Genomic DNA, 12,055 nt, shown 5'->3' on the forward strand with positions numbered 1-12,055 from the left:
ATGGCGCTCTCCCCCCTCAATCAACGCCGCCTCGCGCTGTTCAAGTCCCACAAGCGTGGCTGGTGGTCGCTGTGGCTGTTCCTCATCCTGTTTGTGCTCAGCCTGGGCGCCGAGCTGATCGCCAACGACAAGCCGCTGGCGGTGCGCTATGACGGCGAGTGGTACTTCCCGTTGGTCAAGCGCTACGCGGAAACCACCTTCGGCGGCGAGTTCCCGCTGCAGGCCAACTACAAGAGCCCCTACATCCAGGAACTGATCGAGGCGAAGGATGGCTGGATGCTCTGGCCGCCGATCCCCTTCAGCTACTCCAGCATCAACTACGAACTGCAGGTGCCGGCGCCCGCACCGCCCTCGGCGCAGAACTGGCTGGGCACCGATGACCAGGGCCGCGACGTGCTTGCCCGGGTGATCTACGGCTTCCGCGTGTCGGTACTGTTCGCCCTGGCGCTGACCCTGGCCAGTTCGGTGATCGGTGTGTTCGCCGGCGCCCTGCAGGGCTACTACGGCGGCTGGGTAGACCTGGCCGGCCAGCGTTTCCTGGAAGTCTGGTCCGGCCTGCCGGTGCTCTACCTGCTGATCATCCTGGCCAGCTTCGTCCAGCCAAACTTCTGGTGGCTGCTGGGCATCATGCTGCTGTTCTCCTGGATGAGCCTGGTCGATGTGGTGCGCGCCGAGTTCCTCCGCGGCCGCAACCTGGAATATGTGCGCGCGGCTCGCGCGCTGGGCATGGGCAATGGCGGAATCATGTTCCACCACATCCTGCCCAATGCCATGGTCTCGACCATGACCTATATGCCCTTCATCCTCACCGGCGCCATCGGCACCCTGACCTCGCTGGACTTCCTTGGCTTCGGCCTGCCCGCCGGCGAGCCCTCGCTGGGTGAACTGGTGGCCCAGGGCAAGGCCAACCTGCAGGCACCCTGGCTGGGCATCAGCGCCTTCGCCGTGCTGGCCGTGATGCTCAGCCTGCTGGTGTTCATCGGCGAAGCCGCCCGCGATGCCTTCGACCCGAGGAAATGAGATGACCGATTCGAACAACCTCATCGAAGTGCGCGACCTGGCCGTCGAGTTCGTCACCGGCAGCAAGGCCGTACGCGTGATCGACGGAGTCAGCTTCGATATCCGCAAGGGCGAGACCCTGGCCCTGGTCGGCGAGAGCGGCTCGGGCAAGTCGGTCACCGCCCACTCCATCCTGCGTCTGCTGCCCTACCCGCTGGCCCGCCATCCGGCCGGCAGCATCCAGTACGGCGGCCAGGATCTGCTCAAACTGGCCCCGGACAAGCTGCGTGGTATCCGCGGCAACCGCATCGCCATGGTGTTCCAGGAGCCGATGACCTCGCTCAACCCGCTGCACAGCATTGGCAAGCAGATCGGCGAGGTGCTGGCCTGGCACAAGGGCCTGACCGGAGAGGCCGCTCAGGCGAGGATCATCGAGCTGCTCGAGCTGGTCGGCATCACCGAGCCCGCCAAGCGCCTCAAGGCCTATCCGCACGAGCTGTCCGGCGGCCAGCGTCAGCGGGTGATGATCGCCATGGCCCTGGCCAACGAGCCGGAGCTGCTGATCGCCGACGAGCCGACCACCGCACTGGACGTCACCGTGCAGCTGAAGATCCTCGATCTGCTCAAGGAATTGCAGGCACGCCTGGGCATGGCCCTGCTGCTGATCACCCACGATCTCAACCTGGTGCGACGAATCGCCCACCGCGTATGTGTCATGCAGCGCGGTTGCATCGTCGAACAGGCGTCGTGTGACGAATTGTTCCGCGCTCCGCAGCATCCCTACACCCGGGAACTGCTCGGCGCCGAGCCCAGCGGCGCACCGGCGGCCAACCCCGCCGGCGCCCCGCTACTGGAAGTGGACGACCTGCGCGTGTGGTTCCCGATCAAGAAAGGGTTGCTGCGGCGCACGGTGGACCACGTGAAGGCGGTGGACGGTATCGACTTCAGCCTGCTGCAGGGCCAGACCCTGGGCATCGTGGGCGAGAGCGGTTCCGGCAAGTCCACCCTCGGCATGGCGATCCTGCGGCTGCTCAGCAGCCAGGGCGCCATCCGTTTCCAGGGCCAGGCGCTGGACGGGTTGTCGCAACAGGCCGTGAGGCCGCTGCGGCGGCAGATGCAGGTGGTCTTCCAGGACCCCTTCGGCAGTCTCAGCCCACGCATGTGCGTGAGCCAGATCGTCGGCGAGGGCCTGCGCATCCACGGCATGGGCAGCGAAGCGGAGCAGGAGCAGGCCGTTATCGACGCGCTCAAGGAGGTAGGGCTGGATCCGGAGACCCGGTTCCGCTATCCCCATGAGTTTTCCGGCGGGCAACGGCAGCGGATTGCCATTGCCCGGGCACTGGTGTTGAAACCGGCGCTGATACTGCTGGACGAGCCCACCTCGGCGCTCGACCGCACGGTACAGCGCCAGGTGGTGGAACTCCTGCGCTCGTTGCAGGCCAAGTACAACCTGACGTACCTGTTCATCAGCCATGACCTGGCGGTGGTCAGGGCCCTGAGCCACCAACTGATGGTTGTTAAACAGGGCAAGGTGGTTGAACAGGGGCCGGCCGAGCAGGTATTCGCCGCGCCACAGCACCCTTATACCCAGCAGTTGCTGGAGGCCGCGTTCATGGCTCCTGCAACCGCCGACTAACTGAAAGAGGAATGACGCACATGGGTTTTCTCGCCGGTAAGCGCGTACTGATCGTTGGCGTGGCCAGCAAACTGTCGATCGCCTCGGGCATCGCCGCCGCCATGCACCGCGAGGGCGCCGAGCTCGCCTTCACCTACCAGAACGACAAGCTCAAGGGCCGCGTCGAAGAGTTCGCCGCCGGCTGGGGCTCCAACCCCGAGCTGTGCTTCCCCTGCGACGTGGCCAATGACGAGGAGATCGCCAAGGTCTTCGAGGAGCTGAGCAAGAAGTGGGACGGCCTGGACTGCATCGTCCACTCCGTCGGCTTCGCCCCGGGCGACCAGCTGGATGGCGATTTCACCGCCGTCACCACCCGCGAAGGCTTCCGCATCGCCCACGACATCAGCGCCTACAGCCTAGTGGCCCTGGCCAAAGCCGGTCGCGAGCTGATGCAGGGCCGCAACGGCAGCATCCTCACCCTCTCCTATCTGGGCGCCGAGCGCACCATGCCCAACTACAACGTGATGGGCATGGCCAAGGCCAGCCTGGAGGCCGGTGTACGCTACCTGGCCGGCAGCCTCGGCCCGGAAGGCACCCGCGTCAACGCCATCTCCGCCGGCCCGATCCGCACCCTGGCCGCCAGCGGCATCAAGAGCTTCCGCAAGATGCTCGCCGCCAACGAGAAGCAGACCCCGCTGCGCCGCAACGTGACCATCGAAGAAGTCGGCAATGCCGGCGCCTTCCTCTGCTCCGACCTGGCCTCGGGCATCAGTGGCGAAATCCTCTACGTCGACGGCGGCTTCAACACCACCGCGATGGGCGCCATCGAAGACTGACGCAGTAGCCGGAAACGAAAAAGGCCGCTTTTCAGCGGCCTTTTTCTTGGGCGTCTCCCGCCACGAGGGCGGGAGATCGTGCGACTCAGAAGCGCTCGATATCGGCCTCTGCCTGCAGCTGCTGGCGATAGGCGGCGAAGTCCTGCTGGCCGGTACGCGAGGCCAGGAAGCGACGGTAGCTGACCTTCTCTTCCTCACTCAGCTCGGCCTTGGCCTGGCCGACGCCGTCGAGGCGCAGCACCACATAGTCGCCGTTGCTCAGGCTGACGCCGGCATAGGTCGGCTTGCCATCTTCACCCGGCTTGGCCATGCGGAACAGCGCCTGCAGCACAACCGGCTCGACGCCTTCCTGGCTGCGGGTAGCGGCCTGCACCACTTTCCAGTCCTTGCCCGCATCCTCGCCCTTGCGCAGATCGGCCATCAGCGCCTCGCCGCTGGCCTTGGCCGCTTCACCGGCCTTCTTGCGCGCCAGGGTGTCACGAATACCGGTAGTGACTTCCTCCAGCGGCAGCTTCGCCGGTTTCTTGTGCTCCTTCACGCGCACCACGACCACGGTGTCCGGATCCAGCTCGATCGCGCTACTGCTGCGGCCGTCTTCCAGCACTTCCGGGCTGAAGGCAGCCTGCACCACCTGACGATTGGCGGCGATACCCTCGCCACCCTCGCGACCGAAGGCACCGCTGGTCTGCACCTGCAGCTTCAGCTCTTCTGCCGGCTGGGACAGGTCGGAGGCTTCATAGCTAGCCTCTTCCAGTTCCTTGGCCACCTCGACGAAGCGCTGTTCGACCTGCTGCGCCTTGACGTCGCGCTCCAGCTTGTCCTTCAGGCTGGCGAAGCTCGGCACCTCGGGTGCCTGCACGTCCAGCAGCTTGACCAGGTGCCAGCCGAATGCGCTGCGCACCGGCGCGGACACTTCGTCCTTCTTCAGCGCGTACAGCGCCTTCTCGAACTCGGGGTCATACACGCCCGGACCGGCGAAGCCCAGATCGCCGCCGTTGCTGGCGGAGCCCGGGTCCTGGGAGACTTCCTTGGCCAGCTTGGCGAAGTCCTCGCCCTGCTTCAGGCGTGCGGCCACTTCGTCGAGCTTGGCCTTGGCCTGTTCATCGCTGAGCTTGTCGTTCACCTCCAACAGGATGTGCGCGCCGCGACGCTGCTCGGCCAAGTTGGCGATTTCTTTCTTGTAGAGTTCCTGCAGCTCTTCGTCGCTAGCCTTGGCCTCGGCGAAGAAACGCTCTTTCTTCAGCTCGACGTACTCGACCACGACCTGTTCGGTGCTCATGAACTGGTCGGCGTGCTCGTCGTAGTAAGCCTTGATCTCCTCATCCTTCAGCTCGACGGCCTTGGCATCGGCAGCGATGGTCTGAGTGGCGAAGTCGCGGGTCTGCTTGTCCAGACGCACGAAGGCCTGCAGCTCGGCGTCGGTAACGAAGTTGCTGGCGGCCAGGGTGGCCTGCAGCTGGCTGACCAGTACGTCCTGGCGCAGGCGCTCGCGGAACTGCATGCGACTCATGCCCTGCTGCTGCAGGATCTGGTCGAAGCGTGCCGAATCGAACTTGCCCTCGACCTGGAAGGCCGGGGTCTGCAGGATCAGTTGATCCAGCGAAGTATCGGAGAAGCCCATGCCGGCTTCCTTGGCGCCCTGCAGCAGCAGGGTACGATCGATCAGGTTGTCGAGGGCGGCCTTGCGCAGCAGGTTGTCGTCCAGCAGCGAGGCGTCGAAGTCCTTGCCGAATTGCTGGATCAGCTGGCGACGCTGCATTTCCACCGCTGCGTTGAGGCTGTCCAGGCTGATCTCTTCGCCATTGACCTCGGCGGCATTGCGGCTGTTACTGGTGGACTGGAGGATGGCCTCGAAGCCGGTGAACGCCATCAACATGACGATCAGACCGACGATGGTCTTGGCGATCCAGCCCTGGGAATTGTCCCTGATGTTCTGCAGCATGCTTCCCCCGAAACGGCTGCACTGAACGAACAGCGAATGCAGCGCGGGTGTTGAATCCGGATAAAAGAAAGGCGCATCCGAGGATGCGCCTTCTCATAACTGATGGAGCGGATGGGATTCCGCTCCGCACCGAACCGGGCTGACCCGGTGCGGCGGGGCAAAGCCCAGAGAGACGCTTAGTTGACGGCGTCTTTCAGAGCTTTACCAGCTTTGAAGCCAGGGATCTTGGCAGCGGCGATCTTGATCGGCTTGCCAGTCTGCGGGTTGCGGCCGGTACGGGCAGCGCGTTCTTTGACAGCGAAAGTACCGAAGCCAACCAGCACCACGGAATCACCAGCCTTCAGAGCGCCAGTGACGGATTCGATCACTGCGTCCAGCGCGCGGCCAGCAACAGCTTTCGGGATATCAGCGGATGCGGCGATGGCATCAATCAGTTCCGACTTGTTCACTCTTAAGTCCCCTTATTTCTGTTGAGTTGTTTCTTAGTTGTTTGGTGTAAGCAAAGCGGGTGCTGAAGGGCCTGCCGACACAATAGGAGCCGCTTTATAACAAGGGCTCGAAAATAGTGTCAAGGAAGCCTTCGGCCTAATGCGTGCTGATTCGCTCCTTGGAATCAGTCTCGCGCGTATCATCCGTTGCAACCATCTCGGGAGCCGCATCGGGCAAGGGCTCCGGGGCGTATTGCAGCGCAATTTGCAGGACCTCGTCAATCCATTTAACCGGCTTAATGGTCAGGTCTTGCTTAATATTTTCCGGAATTTCCTTGAGATCACGAACATTCTCTTCCGGAATGATCACGGTCTTGATTCCACCCCGGTGGGCGGCCAGTAATTTCTCCTTGAGACCACCAATGGCCAGCACCTGACCACGCAGGGTGATCTCGCCGGTCATGGCCACGTCGGCGCGCACCGGGATCTGTGTCAAGGCCGAAACCAGAGCCGTGCACAGACCGATACCGGCACTGGGGCCATCCTTCGGCGTGGCGCCTTCCGGCATGTGGATGTGCACGTCGCGCTTCTCATGGAAGTCCAGGGGAATGCCCAGGCTCTTGGCCCGGCTGCGCACCACGGTCAGCGCGGCGGTCATGGACTCGGCCATCACGTCGCCCAGCGAGCCGGTCTTGATCAGCTGGCCCTTGCCCGGAACCACGGCGGTTTCGATGGTCAGCAACTCGCCACCAACCTGGGTCCAGGCCAGGCCCGTGACCTGGCCGATCTGGTCCTGCTGTTCGGCCAGGCCATGACGGTAGCGGCGCACGCCGAGGAAGTGCTCCAGCGAGTCCGGCGTCACCAGTACCTTGATGCGCTTCTCCTTGGCGTGTTCCTTGACCGCCTTGCGGCAGACCTTGGAAATCTGCCGCTCCAGGCTGCGTACGCCCGCCTCGCGGGTGTAGTAACGAATGATGTCGCGGATCGCGGCATCCTCGAACTCCAGCTCGCCCTTCTTCAGACCATTGGCCAAAACCTGCTTGGGCGTCAGGTACTTGATGGCGATATTGACCTTCTCGTCCTCGGTGTAGCCCGGCAGACGAATCACCTCCATGCGGTCCAGCAGCGGACCGGGGATGTTCATGGAGTTGGCGGTGCAGATGAACATCACGTCGGAGAGGTCGTAATCGACCTCCAGATAGTGGTCATTGAAGTTGTGGTTCTGCTCCGGATCCAGCACCTCGAGCAGCGCCGAGGCCGGATCGCCACGCATGTCGCTACCCATCTTGTCGATCTCGTCGAGCAGGAACAGCGGATTGCGCACGCCGACCTTGGTCAGCTTCTGGATCAGCCGACCGGGCATGGAGCCAATGTAAGTACGGCGGTGACCGCGAATCTCGGCCTCGTCACGCACGCCACCCAGGGCCATGCGCACGAACTTGCGATTGGTGGCACGCGCGATGGACTCGGCCAGCGAGGTCTTGCCCACGCCGGGAGGACCGACCAGACAGAGCACCGGCCCCTTGAGCTTCTTCACCCGCTTCTGCACGGCGAGGTACTCGAGGATGCGCTCTTTCACTTCTTCCAGGCCAAAGTGATCGGCCTCGAGGATGTCCTCGGCCTTGCTCAGATCGAGGCGCACCTTGCTCTCGGCCTTCCACGGCACGTTGGTCAGCCAGTCGATGTAGGAGCGCACCACGGTGGCCTCCGCCGACATCGGCGACATCTGCTTGAGCTTGTTCAGCTCGGCATTGGCCTTGGTCAGCGCCTCTTTGGTAAGACCGGCGTTATCGATGCGCTTCTTCAGCTCGTCGATCTCGTTGTGGCCTTCGTCGATGTCGCCCAGCTCCTTCTGAATGGCCTTCATCTGCTCATTCAGGTAGTACTCGCGCTGGCTGCGCTCCATCTGCTTCTTGACCCGGCCACGGATGCGCTTCTCGACCTGCAGCAGATCGATCTCGGCATCCAGCAGCGCCAGCACATGCTCGACGCGCTCGGCCAGACTGGTGATCTCGAGGATTTCCTGCTTCTGCTCGATCTTCAGCACCATGTGCGCGGCCATGGTGTCGACCAGGCGCGCCGGATCATCGATGCTGTTCAGCGACGACAGCACCTCGGCCGGCACTTTCTTGCCCAGCTGTACGTACTGTTCGAACTGGCTGAGCAGGCTGCGGGTAAAGACTTCCGACTCGCGCTCGGCTGCTTCGCTCTCGTCGAGCAGCTGCACTTCGGCACGGCAGTGGCCATCCACCTCGATGAACTTTTGCACGGAGCCGCGCTGCTCGCCCTCGACCAGCACCTTGACCGTGCCATCCGGCAACTTGAGCAGCTGCAGCACGGAGGCCACGGTGCCCATGCGGTACAGCGCATCTTCGCCCGGATCATCGTCTGCCGGGTTGCGCTGCGCCAGCAGGAGGATCTGCTTGTCGCCGGCCATGGCGGCCTCCAGGGCCTCGATGGACTTCTCGCGACCGACGAACAGCGGGATGACCATGTGTGGATAAACCACGACATCACGCAGCGGCAAGAGAGGCAATTCGATGGTTGTCTTCATGATTTCAGCTCTACGGCGGCCATTCGGCCGTAATCGGACGGGAGTACCCTTGACCCTAAGATGGGGCCGCCCCTGGGAAAAAACAAGCGAGAAAGGCGGAAAAGCAAAGGGCCCCGCAGGGCCCCTTGTTTCAACGGTTTACAGACGTCAGGCGTCCGGCGCGGCCTTGGCCGGCGGCTCGCTGTTCTCGTAGATCAGCAACGGCTTGGAGCTGCCTTCGATCACGCTCTCGTCGATCACCACCTTGCTGACATCGCTCTGCGAGGGAATCTCGTACATGGTGTCGAGCAACACGCCTTCGAGGATCGAACGCAGGCCACGAGCACCGGTCTTGCGCTCCAGCGCACGGTGGGCCACGGCCTTCAGCGCGTCGGCACGGAACTCCAGATCTACGCCTTCCATCTCGAACAGCTTGGCGTACTGCTTGGTCAGGGCGTTCTTCGGCTCGGTGAGGATCTGCATCAGCGCCGCCTCGTCCAGCTCGTCGAGAGTGGCGATGACCGGCAGACGACCGACGAATTCCGGAATAAGGCCGAATTTCACCAGATCATCCGGCTCGACCTCACGCAGCGCCTCGCCGACTTTCTTGCCCAGGTCCGGACTGCGCACTTCGGCGTTGAAGCCGATGCCACCCTTGGTGGAGCGGGCCTGAATGACCTTCTCCAGGCCGGCGAATGCACCACCGCAGATGAACAGGATGTTGCGCGTATCGACCTGCAGGAACTCCTGCTGCGGGTGCTTGCGGCCACCCTGGGGCGGAACCGAGGCGACAGTGCCCTCGATCAGCTTGAGCAGCGCCTGCTGCACGCCCTCGCCCGAGACGTCGCGGGTGATGGACGGATTGTCCGATTTACGCGAAATCTTGTCGATTTCGTCGATGTAGACGATGCCCATCTGGGCCTTCTCTACGTCGTAATCGCACTTCTGCAGCAGCTTCTGGATGATGTTCTCGACGTCCTCACCCACATAACCAGCTTCGGTCAGGGTGGTGGCATCGGCGATGGTGAACGGCACGTTGAGCAGACGAGCCAGCGTCTCGGCCAGCAGGGTCTTGCCGGAGCCGGTCGGGCCGATCAGCAGGATGTTGCTCTTACCCAGCTCGACATCGTCTTTCTTGTCGCGCTGGTTCAGACGCTTGTAATGGTTGTACACCGCGACGGAAAGCACCTTCTTGGCACGTTCCTGACCGATCACATACTGATCGAGGATGGCGCTGATTTCCTTGGGCGCGGGCAACTTGTGCGCGCTGCTCTCGGCCTGGGCTTCCTGCACCTCCTCGCGGATGATGTCATTGCACAGGTCGACGCACTCGTCGCAGATAAAGACGGAGGGACCGGCGATCAGCTTGCGCACTTCGTGCTGGCTTTTGCCGCAGAAGGAGCAGTAGAGCAGCTTGCCGTTGTCCTCGCCGTTGCGGGTGTCAGTCATTCGATCGATCCAATACGGTAGGCATGAAACACAAGATGAAGGCAATTGCAGGCATTTTCAACCCTGCAGGACGGCCGGATAACCCGGCCGTTGCGCTGAAACACCGAATCAGACAGCCAGCTGACGCTTGTTCAGAACCTGATCGATGAGGCCATATTTGACCGCTTCGTCGCCGCTCATGAAGTTGTCGCGGTCGGTGTCCTTGGCGATCACGTCGATCGGCTGTTTGCAGTGGTCGGCCAGGATCTTGTTCAGGCGCTCGCGGATGGTGAGGATTTCACGGGCGTGGATCTCGATATCCGAGGCCTGACCCTGGAAGCCACCCAGCGGCTGATGAATCATCATGCGCGAGTGCGGCAGGCAGTAACGCTTGCCGGCGGCACCGCCAGCCAGCAGCAGCGCGCCCATACTGCAGGCCTGACCAATGCAAATGGTGGACACGTCGGGCTTGATGAACTGCATGGTGTCGTAGATCGACATGCCGGCGGTCACCGAACCGCCCGGCGAGTTGATGTACAGGTGGATGTCCTTGTCCGGGTTCTCGGCTTCGAGGAACAGTAACTGGGCCACAACCAGGTTGGCCATGTAGTCCTCGACCTGGCCGACCATGAAGATCACTCGCTCCTTCAGCAGGCGCGAATAGATGTCGTAGGCGCGTTCGCCACGGGCGGACTGCTCGATCACCATCGGCACGAGGCCGCCGGCGGCTTGGATGTCAGGCATTGTGTTCATGAAAGAGTTGTGCGACATGTCTAGCGATCTCTCCCTAATAGTCATGTCTCTAAAGACGCATAAGCCAGCGCGAAGGCTGGCTTATGGTTGTGCTCGAACGAGGCGAGGGATCAGGCTGCTTGCGGGGCTTCCGCCGGCTTGACCGCTTCTTCGTAGGAGACCGCTTTATCGGTCACGCTGGCCTTCTGCAGGACAGTATCTACAACTTGTTCTTCCAGTACAACCGAACGCACTTCGTTCAGCTGCTGGTCGTTCTTGTAGTACCAGGCCACGACCTGCTGCGGCTCCTGATAAGCGGATGCCATTTCCTCGATCAGCTCGCGAACGCGGGCTTCGTCGGCCTTCAGCTCGCCCTGCTTGACCACTTCGGCGACGATCAGACCCAGCACCACACGGCGCTTGGCCTGCTCTTCGAACAGCTCGGCCGGCAGCTGGTCAGGCTTGATGTTGCCACCGAACTGCTGAACGGCCTGCACGCGCAGACGGTTCACTTCGTTGCCGATCAGGGACTTGGGCACTTCAACCGGGTTGGCAGCCAGCAGGCCTTCCATTACCTGGTTCTTCACCTTGGACTTGATGGCCTGGCGCAGCTCGCGATCCATGTTCTTGCGGACTTCGGCGCGGAAGCCTTCCAGACCGCCTTCCTTGACACCGAACAGGGCGAAGAAGTCGTCGTTCAGTTCCGGCAGTTGCGGAGCGGAAACGCTGTTGACGGTCACGGTGAACTCGGCGGTCTTACCGGCCAGGTCCAGGTTCTGGTAGTCAGCCGGGAAGGTCGGACTGATCACGCGCTCTTCGCCAGCCTTGACGCCGACCAGGGCGTCTTCGAAGCCCGGGATCATGCGGCCGGAGCCCAGCACCAGCGGGGTGCCCTTGGCGCTGCCGCCGGCGAAAGCTTCGCCGTCGATCTTGCCAACGAAGTCGATGTTCAGCTGGTCGCCATTCTCGGCGGCGCGCTCAACGGCTTCGAAGCGGGTGTTCTGCTTGCGCAGGATTTCCAGCATGTTGTCGACGTCGGCGTCGTTCACTTCGGCCTGCAGGCGCTCGACGGTGATGCCATCGAAGCCGGCCAGCTTGATTTCCGGGAACACTTCGAAAGTGGCGACGTACTCGAGGTCCTTGCCCTTCTCGAAGGTCTTCGGCTCGACGGACGGAGCACCAGCCGGGTTCAGCTTCTGCTCGACGATGGCTTCATAGAAGGTGGCCTGGATCAGGTCGCCCAGAGCTTCCTGACGAGCGGAGTCTTCGTAGCGCTGACGGATGACGTTCATCGGCACTTTGCCGGGACGGAAACCAGCCACCTTGGCACGACGGGCAGTCTGTTGCAGACGCTTGGTCACTTCGGTCTCGATGCGCTCGGCAGGCACGCCGATGGTCATGCGGCGCTCAAGAGCGGAGGTGCTTTCAACAGAAACTTGCATGGATATTCCTCGTTGCACAGACATAAGCCGGCGTTCCGGCCCCAGAATCGAAAGGCAAGCATTCTAGTGGCTCGAATAGCAGAAGTCACCTGCACAAAAC

Annotated in this window: 9 protein-coding genes; 3 read left to right on the forward strand and 6 right to left on the reverse strand. The window is 62.5% G+C overall.

Features of this window, described 5'->3' with window-relative positions:
- Genes OH686_RS03535 through fabI form a run of 3 tightly spaced genes read left to right on the forward strand, consistent with a single transcriptional unit; the run spans position 1 to position 3,450 of the window.
- On the forward strand, positions 1-1,020 hold the full coding sequence (locus tag OH686_RS03535) for an ABC transporter permease (RefSeq protein ID WP_289536186.1): 1,020 nt from the start codon (positions 1-3) through the stop codon (positions 1,018-1,020).
- 1 nt (position 1,021) lies between these two features.
- A complete protein-coding gene (locus OH686_RS03540) occupies positions 1,022-2,635 on the forward strand; it encodes an ABC transporter ATP-binding protein (RefSeq protein WP_289536187.1) in 1,614 nt (537 codons plus the stop codon).
- 20 nt (positions 2,636-2,655) lie between these two features.
- A complete protein-coding gene (gene fabI / locus OH686_RS03545; protein WP_289536189.1) occupies positions 2,656-3,450 on the forward strand; it encodes an enoyl-ACP reductase FabI in 795 nt (264 codons plus the stop codon).
- Positions 3,451-3,535: 85 nt separating this feature from the next.
- On the opposite strand, the gene OH686_RS03550 is transcribed toward fabI, so the two are convergent.
- The 6 genes from OH686_RS03550 to tig form a co-directional block, all read right to left on the reverse strand.
- Positions 3,536-5,392 (reverse strand): SurA N-terminal domain-containing protein, encoded by a 1,857-nt coding sequence (locus OH686_RS03550; RefSeq protein WP_289536190.1) that lies wholly within the window; start codon positions 5,390-5,392, stop codon positions 3,536-3,538.
- Between the two features lie 176 nt (positions 5,393-5,568).
- A complete protein-coding gene (gene hupB / locus OH686_RS03555) occupies positions 5,569-5,841 on the reverse strand; it encodes a nucleoid-associated protein HU-beta (RefSeq protein ID WP_003087931.1) in 273 nt (90 codons plus the stop codon).
- A gap of 136 nt (positions 5,842-5,977) precedes the next feature.
- Positions 5,978-8,374, reverse strand: a complete 2,397-nt coding sequence (gene lon, locus OH686_RS03560) for an endopeptidase La (RefSeq protein ID WP_289536192.1) — start codon at positions 8,372-8,374, stop codon at positions 5,978-5,980.
- Between the two features lie 147 nt (positions 8,375-8,521).
- Complete coding sequence (gene clpX / locus OH686_RS03565; protein ID WP_289536193.1) at positions 8,522-9,802, reverse strand: ATP-dependent Clp protease ATP-binding subunit ClpX; 1,281 nt, start codon at positions 9,800-9,802, stop codon at positions 8,522-8,524.
- Between the two features lie 108 nt (positions 9,803-9,910).
- Positions 9,911-10,552 carry an ATP-dependent Clp endopeptidase proteolytic subunit ClpP gene (gene clpP, locus OH686_RS03570; RefSeq protein ID WP_137972667.1) on the reverse strand — a complete coding sequence of 214 codons (642 nt, stop codon included), beginning with the start codon at positions 10,550-10,552 and terminating at the stop codon, positions 9,911-9,913.
- Positions 10,553-10,644: 92 nt separating this feature from the next.
- Positions 10,645-11,955 (reverse strand): trigger factor, encoded by a 1,311-nt coding sequence (tig, locus tag OH686_RS03575; protein ID WP_289536194.1) that lies wholly within the window; start codon positions 11,953-11,955, stop codon positions 10,645-10,647.
- Positions 11,956-12,055 lie beyond the last annotated feature (100 nt).

It is taken from the genome of Pseudomonas sp. SO81 (assembly GCF_030374125.1).
In the GTDB taxonomy this organism is placed as follows: Bacteria; Pseudomonadota; Gammaproteobacteria; order Pseudomonadales; family Pseudomonadaceae; genus Aquipseudomonas.